Source organism: Mycoplasmopsis adleri (genome assembly GCF_045276205.1).
GTDB classification, from domain to species: Bacteria; Bacillota_I; Bacilli_A; order Mycoplasmatales; family Metamycoplasmataceae; genus Mycoplasmopsis; species Mycoplasmopsis adleri.
On record NZ_CP174162.1, the window covers coordinates 1,051,173 to 1,066,827 of the forward strand.

The following is a 15,655-nucleotide window of genomic DNA, read 5'->3' on the forward strand; positions in this document are numbered from 1 at the left end:
AATTAAAAGTTTTCTTTTAAACTTCTTTTTAAGTTATTATGTTCTTTATCTTCATCGAAATCTTTTAAATTAATAATCATATCCATATTTGAATTTGCAACATCAATTACTTTTAATAATTGAATTGAAATATCAATTTTATTATCAGGTTTTATTAATGGCACATATTTATATTCAAAATTGAAATTATTTATTTTTTTTGTAAATATTTTGTTGAATAAAATATTCAATTTTTCAATATTAGAAATTCCATTTTTAAAAACTAAGGTATCAATTTTTGTATTAATGTTGCCCATTGAATCACTTTCAATTTCAATCCATTTTTTACCATTGCATATATTCTCAATATCATTATTAATATTTGATTCATTACAGAAAGTTTTTAATTCTTTAAATAAATCTATAATTCGGTTTGTTTTAATATTTGTATTATAAAAACGATTATCTATATATTTTAAATAAGCTTCTTTTTCATAACTGATATTAAAATTTTTCATATAAGCTACATAATAATTATATCAATTAAAATGCCCATCTTTGAATGCATATTTAAACTCAAAACCCTTACCGTTATCAAGTTTTATAGCTTCATTAAACACAGAATCAAAATTAGAATTAATAAAATTGATTCTATGTTTTTTTCTAAAAAGGAATAATAACCGTTATCAAATAAATTTTTATTTAAATTAAAAATATTATCTTCTAAACTTGTATCTGACATATAGTCTTCTTTAATTGAATATGTACCATTTTTATATAGTCAACCTCATTTATCAACTTTATTTATCATACTTTCATAATCAATCATTGATGTTCCTGTTTTGTATGATAAATTCATATTTAAATGATTATCAGCATTTGAAAAACCAACAAAAGGGCGATGTTTTAATATTTCATTGCTAGATGTATAATAACCATTTGAGTATCCTTTTGTTCTGCCAACAGCTATATGTCTATTTATGCCTCAAGAATCATTTTTTTTAATCTTTGCATCATAATAATTTAATGTTTTATTTTCTGTTTTTGTTAAAGTTCTTATTTTATAATCCATTTTTAAATTTTGTTCAGTAAATTTATATAAAAATTTGTAATTGTTTAAATTATTGAAGTTTTTATTTGTAGTACTTTCTCTTTTTGAATATGAAACACTACTACTTATAGAAAATAAAGAAGCTGAAACTAAACTTAAACTTCCAACTATTAATAATTTTTTATTTTTATTCATCTTGAATTGTTTTAAAGCCAAATTCGTTAAAGTCATTATTTTCTTCATTTTCTATTTCATTATTAATTAAATTTTTATTCTTTTTAGCTTTTACAGAGAAAGTAATATTTTTGCTACTATCTCTGTTTTGTAAATTGTTTCATCATTTTTGTCAATATATTTAGAATTATTTAACTTACCTTCTATTTCTAATAAATCTCCTTTTTTAATATACTTAGAAATATTCATAGCTATTTTGTTAAAACATACAATTTCAACGAAATTAGTATTTTTACTTTTTTCAATTAAAGCAACTTTAAAAGTTAAAGACGCTCCTTTTTCTGATTCAAATAATTTAAAATCGTCATTAACTACTCGACCACTTAATATAACTTTATTCATAGTTTTTTTCCTTAGTAATTTAGTTTTATATAATGTGTTTCACATTCAGCAGAGCAAAATTTTAAAATACCTTCTTTTGTATCTAAAAAATATTGCTCATTATTAATTTGTTTTTTGCAAAAGCAACATTTATATATCATTGTTTAAAACCTTTCTAATTTTTAATGGTATTTTTTTATTTCTAAATGAAATAGGATCACAATTTCTTACATAAAAAATTTGATCCTCCTTATTTTTATAATAACAAGTTATTTTAGTTTCACATTCTTCTTCACCACAATAATCACAAAATAAAGAATATTCAAAATCATAAGTCATAATAAATCCTTTTTTGTCTTGCACACGCTCGAGCGTGTGCCTATTAATATATGCACACGTGTCTACGCGTGCTAAACTTATTTTTCTTCAATTTGTTCTTGAGCAGTAGAATTAGTAGCTCCTATTTCTTCCAAAATATCATCAAATTCATTTTCACTTAAACTAGCTAAAAAATCATTTCAAGCACGTTCGCCATTTTGAATTTTCTTAGCTATTTTTTTAGTTCAATCTTGAGATAGTTTATTTACCGCACCTCTAATTGTTTTTTCAAAGAATTTAGATTCAGTAAGTATTTCAGAACTAGGATTATCTATTTCTTTTTCTAATTCATCATTGCTCTTAAATAAAGCGTTAATAATCATATTAAGCTTTAAGTTAATAATCGACAATTCAATATCCATACTTCTAAATCTTCGATTTATTTGTAATTGATATGGACTTAAAGCTGACCAACTTACTTTTCTTAAAGCTTGAAATAAATCATGTTTCCATTCACGCATTATTTCTTTTTTCTCATTTGCTAATAAATAGCTCCGAATAATATTATTTATTTCTTTATAAACTGTTTTGCCATTCTTTTCAATTTCTTTTTTTCAGCGGTAAAACATTCCTACATCTTCAGCTTCAGTAAAACGACCGGAAAATTGAGCATCATAAGCACTTTGTGTTTTATCTCTCAATTTTTCTTTTTTAGTCATTTCTTTTTCTTTAGCTTCTTCTGTGTTTAAAGAATTCATAATATTATCTATTTGGTTATCTCCACTTAAATTAATACCATCAATGAAATCATTAACTTCCTTTTCTTTTTCGAGTTCTTGCAATCTTTCTTTTGATGGTAATAATGTTTCGATAGTTTTATCACTAATTTTATTTTTCTTTTTCATAATTTCCTTTCATGCGCACGTTCGAACGTGTGCCTATTAATATATGCACACGTGCCTACGCGTGCTAGTCTGATGCATAAGTAAAAAACATCTCTTGTTCAATTTGGTTATAATGAATATTTACTCTAATACGTTTATTTGAACTAATATTAAACAAACATCTTCCTTTTTTATGATTAGTCAAATATCTAATTTCACTATTTAATAATTGATTAGAATTTTTAAATAAAGTTTGAACTTTTTCTATATCAGTATCTTTAAGCCCAAAAAATACTGAATATTGAGAGTTTTGAATAATTCTAGAAGCATCTTCGACTGTAGAACTAGTAATGGTAAAATCACCTGGATTTTGAGTAGTAAAAATCATACCTGCATTAAATTTCCGAACTGTTTTAGTCATTTGAACCATATATTTTAAAATCGAAGGATTATCAGGATCAACGTATAAATGTGCTTCATCTACTATAACAGCACAAAATTTAATAGTATCTTCAATTTGTTTAGCATTCATTAAGTGAATATTATTTTTAGCAATATATTCTCGTTTTAATATTTCATTATTCATTCAATTATTAAAAACAATTTCGCTAACAAAATTTAATAAACACATTGTTCCTAATTTTGCACCTGTATTATCAGCACCATTAATAAGATTTTGTGTATTAAACACTACAAAATCATTATCAAGCTTAATATTAGAATGTCCATTAAATAAATCTTGATATCTTCCATCATTTTCAAATGAAAAAGTTAAGTTCTCTACTAATTCATCTAAAATAGCCTTTTTAGCCATAGGGTTATTTAAATGATTAGTTTTGTATTTAGACATATATTTTATCAACTCACTCATTGTAGGCCATTTAGAAGCCTTTAAATGCTCAATATCATTAAGTTCATATATTTTATTTTCTTTATAGAAATCTTTAATTACATTTTGAAGCAAAATTCAACGATGAGATTCTAAATTTAAAAGTGTTTTAAAAAAACTTTCTAATCAAGATAAATGATTATTAATTAAAGAAACTACATCATTTTTAATTGAATCTTTTAAAGTATTTCTAACTTGTAAAGGATTAATAATAGTATTTTTACCTGCTCCTAAATCGATAATTTGTCCATTTAATTTTGTAGCTATATCAGTATATTCACCTTGTGGGTCAATAACTACAACTTTATTATTAGCAGCTAAAATAGAAGTTAATAATTTTTTAGTAAAAGTAGTTTTACCCATACCACTAGTTCCGTTAACAAACATATTAAAATTAGTTCGATTTGAATGATACATATCAAATAATCTAAAACTAATAGGTGTTCTAGTGTTCTCTGTAAAACCTAATAATAAATTATTGTTATCATTATGGGTTTCACTTTCAAAAGGTCAACCTAAAGCTAAGTTAATCGAAGTAATTTGATAATATTCTTGGTCTAATCTTTCAAATGGATAATTACATACTTCAGATTAAGCTAATAATTGACGATATCTCAAATCATTAAGTGTAATATTCTTTTTGCTTGCTATATTTTTAGCAATTCGATATTTATTATTTAAATTGGCTATATCTTGATCTTTAATCACAAAAAAGAAATTACTATCAAAAAGTTTGTAATCGTCTCTATTTACTTGCAAAGCCATTTCAGTTGTAGCTTGTTCGTCAATAGACCCGACCATATTAGAAACAGGACTTCCTACTGCATTAGTAGTGTCAATAGAAGCGAGAATTGATTTATCTAATTTTTTATTAGCAAAATCATCAGATAGAGGGAAATTATTTCATACACAAGTTCCTTGAATAGAAAACAATATTTTTATTCATTTATCATTTAATTCAAATGGTAAAGTATTTAAACAGCTAACTTTTACTAGTTCATTATTTATCATTAAATGATCATTTTTAATAATGACTTTATCATAAATAAATAATTCATCCAAAGAATTTTCATTATTATATTTAGCTTCTAATTCATTACAATAACTTTCAATTTGTAAATTATCAATATTAAACATATTTAGTTTAGATAAAAAGTTTAGTAATTTAACTTTTTCTAATCTTTCCAAACCAATCCCATTATCATTAAATTTATCAATAATAATTTCTAATGCTTCACTTAATCCAGATAAAGAATCACCATTAACAATTAAATAGTAATTATTTTGTAAAGCTTCTGTGTTTAATTTAGAAAAATCATTTTTGTTTAATTTGTAATAGTCATTCCAAAATGAATCATTATGTAATTTATTTTCTTTTGTTTGAATATATTTTATATTTTCATCATAATTAACTTTTTCTTCAAGCTTAACAAACGAAATTTTATAAGGAACATTATTTAAACTTTTAGCAAAAGCATCAATGAAAGAATCACGAGTAAATTCATCTTCGTTTCAAATATTAATTCCATTAAGTTTAAAAACAGATAAATAATTTTCTCTATCATTTTTAGGATTATAAAAACTAATTTTAGCGTTTTTATTTTTAATAGTATATTCATTAACTAAACAAGAATAAGGATTTAAATCAATGCTTTCACGCATATTTTTATCCTTATTTTTAGAATAATGTTTTGGTGTCGTTCAAAATACAAACATTCTTCATATGAGAATATAAACTTTACAGTTATTTTTACGATTAGGCAAAATAAGTATTAAACCTAAAATAAAAGTAGGAACTCAAAAGGCAAAAAAGATTAATCTAACATTTACTAATTTACTTAAACCAAAACTAATAAAAAACGAAGATATAAGAATAACGGTAAATTCAATAACATCTCTAGTTTTAAATTTCTTTCAAACTTTACTACTTCGATTTTTTATTCTACTCGGCTGTAATTGTGTCATATTATCTCCTTATTTATTTAAGGGCGGAAGTAATTAAACTTGCTCCACCAGTAGCCTTAGCTTTTGCTGCCTTAGCTCCCATTTTAGCTATATTCATACCAGCCTTAGCGCTTTGACCACCACTTACTTCGCTACCTATAAATGCAATTGCTATTTCTGATAATTTTTTGAATGCAAAACAAGAACCTAATACTAAAATAACTGTAGAAATTAAAGTAAATATAGCTTGATAACCACTAGCAACAATAGAAAATGAACCTAAAATATTATTTATTTGTGAATTTATAAACGTGTTAGATAAACCAATAAAAGCACCTAACATCATAAGCCCCAATCCATAAACTGAACAAGCTAATAAATTACCAAAATATTTTTCTTTTCATATTCTCATTTTCTTTCCACCATCATTAATTCCAAAAGCCGGAATAAATGGAAAAGAAATAAATAATAATCAGTTAATAAAAACTCTTGAAACAATATCAAACATAACAAAAATTAAAGGTATAGAAATTAATATTCCTACAAGAGCAATAGAAATACCAGTAGAAAAAGCATACCCCACAATATTAGCGTGTATATCTCATCAAAGAGGAAATGTATACACCCAATAAAGATTAGGGAATATCCCACCAATAAAAGGATCTGTATAATGTTTAGGATTAAATCCTTTTGATGGAATCATATTTCTAATAATATTATTTGCTATATTATCAAAACCTAAAGAAGAATTAGTAGCTCCATTAAAAATAGCTTTAGTTATTTCAATGAATAAAATATTAATAAATAAAATAATCACTTGAAATAATATAAGTGTTAAAATGCCTCCTACCGTAGCCTTTAAAGCACTAACATATATTTCTTTAGCTTTGGCTCCATTTGTTTCTTTAGCATATCTAAAAATGAAAAAGAAAAAATTAATAAGTCAAAGAATAAAACTAATAATTAAAAATTGATATCAAGGTCTAGCTGTAGCAAATTGACTATAGCTTTGGCCTGGAACTAAATTAAACATTAAGTAATTATTAAGATCTAAACTAAACAATTTAAATAAAATGAATATTAAACTAAATAAAGTAAAACCAATCAATCCAATTGTTGCTAATGGTGCAAATATTGCTAATCTAATTGGAGCAGAAACAGCATTAATAATTGGATTTATTATTGCTTGTATTAATTTCATCTTATACCATTAAATTTAGTTTAGGTAATTTAAGCATTAAAGCATTTTGTATTACTTGATTGATTAAAGAACTTTGTGCTGCTCCAGAACCACTAGGTTTTTTAACATTAGATTTAATAAGTTCAATTAATGGTCACATAACAATAATGATAATAAGTGCAGATAAAGCACCTCATACCTTTAAATTATTTTGTTTTCTTTCATTAGGATTCTTTGTAGCGGCATTTTGGCTTCTGGCTCAAAGTATCATCCCAATTAAAACGATAATAGCTACAGGAATTAAGGCAATAAAAATACCTCTCATTACTGTTTCGCTAAAATCTCCTAAAAAACTAAAACTTTTATCATTGATTTTCATATTTTCCTTTCATGCGCACGTTCGAGCATGTGCCTATTAATATATGCACACGTGCTTACGCGTGCTAACACAATAAAGTTTTAAAGTAATAAAAAACTAATAGAAATAAACAATTCGTTAAAATTGTTAGTTTTTTCTATTAGTTAGTTAGTTTTGTTTTTGTTTGCACGCGTGATATTAATATACGCACACGTGCACTATGTTAAAATTCATTGGTTTTAACATTTATTTTAAATTGATAATTTCAGTGTTTTAAAACATTATCTAAAAATTTTTGTTTTCAAAAATCTTTATTTGTAATGTTTAAATAAGTTTTACGTTTTTCTAATAAGTTTATATCAGGAAATTTATCTTTAAAAATAACATTTAAATATTTAAAGATGTAATCATAAATATAAGAATCTTTACGAGTTAGTATCTAATTAAATTCTTTTTCAAAATTATCAAATTCATGCAGGCATCACTCAATCATTAGCAATCATCGTAGGAACTAATTTTTCATATAAAAATTCATAAGCAAATCTATAAGTATATTCAAAATCAATTTTATTATCATCAAATGCTTTCATAGCAAATAAATCAGCTAAGGTATTTTTTTTATCACTAGGATCTTCAAATTCGCCAAGCAATAAATGATGCCAATCTAAATATTTGATTAATGTTTTTACTAAATTAATTGAAGCATTTTCTAATTTAGATTTATCTTCAATTTCACTTCATTTATTTTTATTTTCTGGATTTAATCTATTAAAAGCCTTAAATCATTTAATTAAATTTTTATAAACTTCAAAATTTAATCTTTCTGATAAATAAAATCTACTCATTTGATGAAAAGAAAAAGCCACAGGATTATAGTTATTATAAGATTGGTTATTATCAGTTTCATCTAATCCTTTTTTATGGGTATACATATTAAATTGTTTATTAGGAAATTTATTATTTATAAACTCATTAGAACCAAAAGAATAAGGAGCTATAAATCAATTTCTAGCATCATTTGCTTCATTTCACCCATTTTCCATAGCGTAAGTATATTGCTTTAATAAATTAAAAACAAAAGGATCTTTACCATCTTTTTTAATTTTTTCTAATAAAGAATTTAAATAATTATTTCTAATATAAGAAGAAGGCATTTCAGTAGAAGCAGAATAAATAAGCTTAGTTTTTAATCAGTTCTTATCATTTTGAATTTCTGGAATTACTTTGTAATTAAAATAATCTTCACTACGATAAAGGCTATTAAATGCCATAGATGGATTTAAATAATCATCCATTTCATTTAAAAACCGCATTAATGCTTCATATTTTGTCTCATCATCTCTAGCTTCAAAATGTCCACCTTCACTAATTCCGTGCTTTGTAGCATCGCTATTAGCAAAAGTTCTAATAATATTTCAAATGCCTACGGCAGCTTTCAAAATCATTAGTATATTCTTTATCAGTTAAATAAACTCCTAAAGCCTGAAATTTAGCAAGTAAATTATCCGCTTCTTTTAATGCCATTCACATTCTAGGACGATAATTTTTTCATCCCTGATTGTTATAAACTTCATTAGTTAATTTAACAGGTTTATAAGTTAATTCTTTAAAATAATAATTATTATTTTTCTTTAAATAATTTTCATTAGTAGATTTATATAAGACATAGCCATCTTTTTTAAGAGGTTTATTATCTTCATCAGGATTATTTCCATTAGGTTTATTAGGATTAGGAAATTTAGGATTTTCTACTTTATTATTTGGGTTAAAAGTCTTATTTCACCAATCACAACTCATAGTAGTTAATGGTAAAATCGAAATAGTTAAAGCAGAACCAAAACCTAATCAAATTTTATTTTTTTTCATATTTTTTCCTTATTTAAAATTTAATACACTAAAATTATAATACTAACTAATAGATTTAATGAATTTTCGCCTTTTTCTAACTCAAATATAAGGATAAATAAGGCTACTTAGTAATATTGCACATATAATATATAAAGCAATATTAAATTGTTTAATGCTTCATATCTTTTTTCTACTGATATTTTTGCTCCAAAAACATACATTCCGCAAAATAATCAAATAATAATTAAGAAAATAAAATATCAGATAAAACTTTTCCAAGTTAATCAAAAAGGTAAAAGCATTTTGATTTGCTTAGTAATTCTTATCACCTCCTTTATCACCTTCGTTTCTAACAATTTTGATAATTTGAATACGTTCAATTTGAACTTCTTTATATTGTTTCTTATCAATGACTTCTTTTGCTATTTCCATAGCTTTATCATATTGATAAGCTGAACCACAAGGGAAACTTTTTGCATTCTTACCAGTAGTATTACTTCCTCTCAAACGATAAAATCATTTAGCCATAAATACCTCTTATCTTTTTAATGAATTAGCATTGGTTTCTTCTTTTGATTCTTCATTATCACTATTGAAAAAACCAAAAAAAGTTATTTGATATTCATTATTATTTGCATCAATACTTTCTTTATTATTTAAATCAATGATTTCATCTAATTTTAAAGAAGCTAAATTTTCAATGTATTCTTCTTCAATATCCTTAATATCTTTATTATGCATATGTAAATATGGATCAATATATACATAATCTCCATATTCATTATTTAAAGCACTAGATGAATTAAATGAATAAATATATTGGCTATTTATTCCATTTTCTTTAAAATCTTGATCAATGATTTCTAGCATATCTTCTTTTAAAGCGTAATTATTTTCTGACATAAAATCACTCATACCATATTTTAAGTTTTGATCACTTTGATTTCATACATCTTCATTTCCAAGTGTTTTTAACAATACGTTATATTGTTTTAAATTTTCAATATTAGTATCACCGCCAAGTAAATTTCAACATATTTTTTGATTTATATCATCATGCACATTTGGCATATTGTTATTAATCTTAATAACTTCATTTTTATAATGATTTTGTAATTCATTATCATTAATTACCTTTAATCAGTAATTAAATTGATTTAAAACATCTTGGTCATTTTCTAATAAATCGGCATATTGAGTTAAATAAGAAATATCATCATATTTAAAATTAATCATTATTTATCTCCTTTATTTCTTAAAGCATCTTTTAATTCTTGAATACTTATTTTTTGATTATCTTCAAATTTAATAGGATCAAGTTTTTTTAAAGTGTCTAAATAAGGTTTTAAATAAATGCTTTTAATCCCATTTTGTTTTAAATCTTGATCTAATTTTTGTTTTGATTCTTCACTTAATAAAGTTTCATCAAATTTATTGTTTTTAATTTCTTGCATAATTTTTCCTTTCTGATAAAACTATGTCTTAGTCTTATCATTTTTATTAATTTGTAATTTTTGATCTGGATGTAATAAATCAATTAAAGTATCTGCATCTAAGTCATGATAATTAGGAATTTGTTTTTCTTTAGCTTCAGCTCAAAGAATATTAATCAAATCATTTTCTAAATCATCATTAACATATTGATCTCACATTTCAGAAAATATTCGATCTAATTTACCTTTAAGTATATTTTTCTTATGAGGAATTAAGGTTCGCATATGATCATTTTTAGTATTCTGATATTCATATCAAAGTTTTAACTTACCAAAAACTATTTTCATACGTTTAATTTTTTGTGCTTCAGTTAAACCATTATTTTCATTATTATTGGTATCAATTTGTTTATTTTGATTATTTTGTTTTTCTTCAGCTGCATTAATTCGAATTATTTTTTCTAAGCTACGAATATCAAATAATTCAAAATCTGCATTTCTAATTAATTTACTTTCATTTTTTGTATATACATAGTTATCATTAGAAAAATATTTATAAGCTAATAAAGTTTTAATTAAAATTGGCTTATATCCATTTTTAATAATTATTAAATCATCTGGTTTTTTAGATTTTAATTCTGCTACTTCCATTACAGGTTTAGATTTTTCACTCTCAGTAGAACTAGAATTATTATTTGTATTTGAAGAAGTATAACTTTTAGCAACAACTTCTTTAGTTCCTAAAGCTTTTGAAATATCATTAAGTGTTTGTTCATCATTAGAAGCTAAAAAATATACTACTTGACAACTATTTTTAATAACTTGTGCTGTTCCCTCTCCATAAATGTTATATTTTTTAATTTGATTGTAATCTTGAACAACTAACATAAAAAATATATTTCTAGAACGACAAATAGTTAATTTATTATCAAAATTTACAACTACTGGTAAATTTCCAAATTCATCAAGTAAAAAGAATGCTTTTCTATCTAATTTGAGTGTATCCGTTTTATTAGCAGTTTCAATCAAAGCTTGATAAATTTGTTCTACTAACATGCTGACTAAAAAATGAGAAGTAGGTTTATGATCTGGATAATGTATAAATATAGCAAAAGGTTTCGTATCAGAAGCAATATTGACTAAATCAAAACTATCAGTATCTCTTAAAATCATTTTTAAATTTTCATCATTATTAAAAACGTTTAAAACACTTTGTGCTTCGGCTAATATGCCACCAAAAGTTTCTTTAGGAGTTTTAGATAAATCTTCAATATTGTTATAAATTTTCTTTCAATAATAATCATTATCAACAAGAGCACGTTTTTTAGCATAAAGAATTCAACTAGAAATTTTCTTATCATTTTCTCAATGAGAAGTATTTAATAAAGAAGCAATAGTTTCAAAATTAAAGTTATCCTTATGAATTAAATTTTTATCATCAAGTGCTAAAAATAAAAGAAAGTTAGCGATAACAATTAAAGATTTTTTGCCTTGGCTAATTCACATATTACCATTCGTAGCCTTACCTCAATTAAGACTTTCAATAACATTATTAATTACTTCTAAAGCTTTATTGATTCTATCTTCCATAGTTAAATCTTTAAATTTATTATCATTTTTAACTAAATCTCAGGCATAAGATAATGGATTTCACTTTAAAGATAATTTTGGTTCACTAAAATCAATTGTATAAATTTTGTAATTATTTTCTTCTAAAAGTTTACCTGTAAACTTAATAATTTCTTTTTAGGATCACTAATAATCAAATGAGGTTTTTTATAATAATCAAGCTGAGCCATAAATTCTATATTAGGCAAAATTACTCTATGTGTTTTACCAGAGCCAGGCGGACCATTAACTATTGCATTATCATCTTTATCATTTATATATCAATATTTTTGACTTTTACTAAAAGTAAATAATCAATTAGCTTCAGTTTTATTAGTAATCATTTTTCTAAATAATTTATTGTATTTACTTTTAGAACCTTCATTTAATCGATAATTTCATAGTCAATTTTGGCTAGCTTTGGCACCCAATAAATAGTTTGATATTTTTTTACCTAATGATTTAATTTGAGGCCAAAAAATAAAACCAAAAGTAAAAATCACAATTCCTATACCAGTGTAAATAAAAATATTAGTTTTTGTTTTCATTACATTAACTGTAGATTTTCAAAACAATTGATAATTTGTTGGACTTTTGTTTTTGCCTATCAAAATATTAATAATAAAAGCAAAAACAAAGAACAAAAATACACTAGCTATAATAGAAAGCAATGTTTTTCCAACTATTTTACCTTTTGAAATTCTTTCATCATCCATAATTACCTCTAATGTAATCTACTACGATATACATCTTCTATCATTTCTAGTTCTTTCATATCTTTAGCTAAGAATTCTCTTTCTGCTAAATTTCTTAATGCAAGTTCAGAACGGTTTAAACCAAATATATTCATAAACGATCTAAAAAAATTTCCAAAACCTTTAATATTGCTAAAGGCTTTTTTATTAGTTTCTTCATAAGCCTTTAATAATGATTTAATAATTTTGTTTCCAACTTGTTTTTGAAAATCGTCCATTTCTTTTTCAATAATTTTATTAATTCGTTCTTTAAGAAATTTATCTTCTATATCCAATTTGTTTAAATTTTCAATTTGCTTTTGATATGAATTAAACAGCTTAGAGTAATCATTATCAGAATTTAGTAAAAATTTCTTAATAATTTCAATGTTTTCTTTGTTTTCATCAGATAAACGCATATATGAAATATTCTTTTTATTATTTATTTCATCGAGAATATTTTTAGATGCTTTAATAAATTCACCATATAAATTTTTGTTATTATCAGTTTTAATATTATTTTGAAAATGTTTACTTATAGTTTCTGTAATTTGTTTTCTAGTATCTCAAATTTCTTTAGTAAGTTCATTTATCTTTTGATAATCTTCATCATATTTAATTGACAAACCAACTTTATATCCAAATACATTTATAGAATTTAAGTCTAATTTTGCTCTTTTATGCTTAGGTTCTTTTTCATATCAAAACATATGCACATGAGGATAATTAGTATTTCCATGGATTGAATAATAAACATTAACATTATCTATATCAAAGTTATTAGCTTTTAAAAATCGCTTAAAGTTTTCTTGTAATACTTCATGTCATTTATCTTTACATAAAATATTATTATCAAGTCCCAAATCACCAGGATTAACAATTAATTCTCAAAAATTACCTTTCAAATTTTTTAAATCATTTTTAACTTTTCCAAGTTCTACATCATTGGGTTCAGTGTCTAATAAGTTATAAAGACCAGATTGTTCGCTATTTTGATTAATTTTTAAATGTGAACGATATCAAGCAATTTTTTCTTCTTTGTTCATCATTAAATTCATAGCATCATAGTTATTTTCATCATTATTAAAAACAACGCATTTATCTTTTCTAGTAATATATTCAACTACCATTCCAGAGTTAACTCAGTTTTTAAAATTATGTTCGTTTCCTAATCCTGTTTTGTATGAAGTATTAGGAGTTATGAAATTAAACTTTGTTTCTACTTTAAACACTACTTTCCCCATCATATGCAATGATTCACGGTAATAAATATTTATTACCGTTAATAATTTAAATTAATAATTTTGTCCTTAACAACATTACTTAATTACAAATTTATTATTTTTTTCATCAACTTAAAACTAAAATAGACACATAGTGCCAAAATCATTATCAAAACATAAAATTCAATTAGTTTTTAAAACAGCAATTTTTTTTGAACTTAATCCATATGGCGATTTAGACAGGAATTGAACCCGCGATCTCTTCCGTGACAGGGAAGCGTATTAACCACTCTACTACTAAATCATTTATTACCGTTTTAAAAAAGTTTTAAATCTAATTAAATTTGCATTAACAAATAACGTAAAGTTTTAAATTCATAACCAATAAATTTATGAATAAGTTTTTCTTTCTTACTTTTAACCGTTATAAATTTAGTTTTTCGTTTATGAATAATTCCAAACATTTCTCTATAACGAACTAAAAAATAATTACAAATCATTTTATTCAATAAGTAAATTTTTGTATCCGAAATGTTTAAATTTTTATAGTAAGCATTCTGCAAAATTACCCTTCGTCTTGTAGGGACTGAATGCAATTTTTTATCTCACTTATAAACCTTACTTTTGAAGCTATTAATCACATACATAATAGCTGCATCTAAACCATAAAGCAAAAAGATTTTTCAAGTATCTTTTTTCTTCAAAATTCAAAAACTTTCTTTAGGTTTTTTAAGGACTTTTTTTCTTAATTTTAACAATCTAAATTCTTTATAAATTTTTGAATCTAAAATTCCTAAATTAAGTAGTTTTTTAATAGCATTTTTGATACTTGTTTTTTTAAAACCGAAAGCTATCAAATCAGAAGTTTTAATTCCTTTTTTGCCTAATGTTTTTAGCACTATAAATATTTCAAGTAATACCTTATTTGTTTTTAGCTTTTGATAATAACTTTCACCAATAACTATTTTTGATTTTAGTATCACCTCAATCAATTTTTCATCTAACTTGTCATAGATTTTTTTATCATAATTTTCCTTTCATTTCTGTTCTCTTCAAAATTTATCCAGTTCACTATAATCATTGTTTAATCTAGCTTCTTGTTCTAATAAATGAAGTTCACTAAATTTACCCATAAAATGTCTCCTAACAAATTAAAAATTTTTTAAACGAAGGAAGAACATTTCTTGTATAATATATTTAGTGTTCTTCGAGGGGGTTCTTCCCTCGTTTTTTTATTCTTTTAACTAACTAATTTTTTTAACTAACAAAACGATAAAAAAACAAGACCTTACGATCTTGCTTTTCCTTTTTTCTTAAAGGTTCAACCCTACATTTTTAAACACTTCCATTATTTTTGAAGATGCATTGATATATGATGGCTTATCGTAACTTACTAGTTTTTTCGCTTGTTCGATAATACTTGGATTTTCATTCGTTGAACTATTATTTTTGCATGATGGTACACATGAAACAACTGCAAAAGGAGTTACAAATGTTGTAACTGCTAAACTTAAAATTAATTTTCTATTATTTTTCATCAATCTCCTTTAATGCTATATTAACATTTATGTTAATATTTTATACATTTTCGTAAAATCTAATTAAAATTATTTTCAATAATTTTCTTTAAATTTTTCTTACAAATTGTTTA

The 15,655-nt window shown here is 23.9% G+C and carries 19 protein-coding genes and 1 tRNA gene; all 20 read right to left on the reverse strand.

The genetic code is table 4. The features are described 5' to 3' along the window. Positions 1–2 precede the first annotated feature (2 nt). The 20 genes from ACJA22_RS04440 to ACJA22_RS04535 all read right to left on the reverse strand — a co-directional run bounded on the left by ACJA22_RS04440 (position 3) and on the right by ACJA22_RS04535 (position 15,542). Complete coding sequence (locus ACJA22_RS04440; protein WP_406617052.1) at positions 3–599, reverse strand: hypothetical protein; 597 nt, start codon at positions 597–599, stop codon at positions 3–5. Further along, on the reverse strand, positions 581–1,261 hold the full coding sequence (locus tag ACJA22_RS04445; RefSeq protein WP_406617053.1) for a hypothetical protein: 681 nt from the start codon (positions 1,259–1,261) through the stop codon (positions 581–583). The genes ACJA22_RS04440 and ACJA22_RS04445 overlap by 19 nt, the downstream gene beginning before the upstream one ends. Positions 1,262–1,315: 54 nt before the next feature. After that, the gene (locus ACJA22_RS04450) at positions 1,316–1,606 is read right to left on the reverse strand and encodes a single-stranded DNA-binding protein (protein ID WP_406617054.1); all 291 of its coding nucleotides are present in this window, start codon (positions 1,604–1,606) and stop codon (positions 1,316–1,318) included. Between the two features lie 129 nt (positions 1,607–1,735). Beyond that, complete coding sequence (locus ACJA22_RS04455; RefSeq protein ID WP_406617055.1) at positions 1,736–1,924, reverse strand: hypothetical protein; 189 nt, start codon at positions 1,922–1,924, stop codon at positions 1,736–1,738. Between the two features lie 77 nt (positions 1,925–2,001). Further along, on the reverse strand, positions 2,002–2,808 hold the full coding sequence (locus ACJA22_RS04460; protein ID WP_406617033.1) for an Mbov_0398 family ICE element protein: 807 nt from the start codon (positions 2,806–2,808) through the stop codon (positions 2,002–2,004). A gap of 64 nt (positions 2,809–2,872) precedes the next feature. Then, positions 2,873–4,237 carry a VirB4 family type IV secretion system protein gene (locus ACJA22_RS04465; RefSeq protein WP_406617580.1) on the reverse strand — a complete coding sequence of 455 codons (1,365 nt, stop codon included), beginning with the start codon at positions 4,235–4,237 and terminating at the stop codon, positions 2,873–2,875. A gap of 30 nt (positions 4,238–4,267) precedes the next feature. Continuing rightward, a complete protein-coding gene (locus ACJA22_RS04470; RefSeq protein WP_406617056.1) occupies positions 4,268–5,641 on the reverse strand; it encodes a hypothetical protein in 1,374 nt (457 codons plus the stop codon). A gap of 13 nt (positions 5,642–5,654) precedes the next feature. Further along, complete coding sequence (locus ACJA22_RS04475; protein ID WP_406617057.1) at positions 5,655–6,821, reverse strand: Mbov_0396 family ICE element transmembrane protein; 1,167 nt, start codon at positions 6,819–6,821, stop codon at positions 5,655–5,657. 1 nt (position 6,822) lies between these two features. Next, complete coding sequence (locus ACJA22_RS04480; protein ID WP_406617028.1) at positions 6,823–7,179, reverse strand: Mbov_0395 family pilin-like conjugal transfer protein; 357 nt, start codon at positions 7,177–7,179, stop codon at positions 6,823–6,825. Between the two features lie 440 nt (positions 7,180–7,619). Continuing rightward, entirely contained in the window at positions 7,620–8,603 is a 984-nt protein-coding gene (locus tag ACJA22_RS04485; RefSeq protein WP_406617058.1) for a CDS14 family ICE transfer lipoprotein, read from the reverse strand. Beyond that, a complete protein-coding gene (locus tag ACJA22_RS04490) occupies positions 8,563–9,024 on the reverse strand; it encodes a hypothetical protein (protein WP_406617059.1) in 462 nt (153 codons plus the stop codon). Before ACJA22_RS04490 ends, ACJA22_RS04485 begins: the two co-directional genes overlap by 41 nt. A 294-nt stretch (positions 9,025–9,318) precedes the next feature. Further along, complete coding sequence (locus ACJA22_RS04495) at positions 9,319–9,534, reverse strand: hypothetical protein (protein ID WP_254735168.1); 216 nt, start codon at positions 9,532–9,534, stop codon at positions 9,319–9,321. 9 nt (positions 9,535–9,543) lie between these two features. Beyond that, on the reverse strand, positions 9,544–10,242 hold the full coding sequence (locus ACJA22_RS04500; protein ID WP_406617026.1) for an Mbov_0392 family ICE element protein: 699 nt from the start codon (positions 10,240–10,242) through the stop codon (positions 9,544–9,546). Then, a complete protein-coding gene (locus ACJA22_RS04505; RefSeq protein WP_406617025.1) occupies positions 10,242–10,460 on the reverse strand; it encodes a nuclease PIN in 219 nt (72 codons plus the stop codon). Before ACJA22_RS04505 ends, ACJA22_RS04500 begins: the two co-directional genes overlap by 1 nt. Positions 10,461–10,481: 21 nt before the next feature. Then, positions 10,482–12,029: a type IV secretory system conjugative DNA transfer family protein gene (locus tag ACJA22_RS04510; protein WP_406617060.1), complete on the reverse strand. Its 1,548-nt coding sequence runs from the start codon at positions 12,027–12,029 to the stop codon at positions 10,482–10,484. Between the two features lie 122 nt (positions 12,030–12,151). Then, the gene (locus ACJA22_RS04515) at positions 12,152–12,763 is read right to left on the reverse strand and encodes a hypothetical protein (protein ID WP_406617061.1); all 612 of its coding nucleotides are present in this window, start codon (positions 12,761–12,763) and stop codon (positions 12,152–12,154) included. A gap of 8 nt (positions 12,764–12,771) precedes the next feature. Continuing rightward, positions 12,772–14,028 carry a hypothetical protein gene (locus tag ACJA22_RS04520; RefSeq protein WP_406617062.1) on the reverse strand — a complete coding sequence of 419 codons (1,257 nt, stop codon included), beginning with the start codon at positions 14,026–14,028 and terminating at the stop codon, positions 12,772–12,774. Positions 14,029–14,232: 204 nt separating this feature from the next. Next, a tRNA-Asp gene (locus ACJA22_RS04525) sits at positions 14,233–14,308 on the reverse strand. 34 nt (positions 14,309–14,342) lie between these two features. Continuing rightward, positions 14,343–15,137: an MAGa4850 family ICE element protein gene (locus tag ACJA22_RS04530; protein ID WP_406617022.1), complete on the reverse strand. Its 795-nt coding sequence runs from the start codon at positions 15,135–15,137 to the stop codon at positions 14,343–14,345. 180 nt (positions 15,138–15,317) lie between these two features. Beyond that, positions 15,318–15,542 (reverse strand): hypothetical protein, encoded by a 225-nt coding sequence (locus ACJA22_RS04535; protein WP_406617063.1) that lies wholly within the window; start codon positions 15,540–15,542, stop codon positions 15,318–15,320. Between the last annotated feature and the right edge of the window lie 113 nt (positions 15,543–15,655).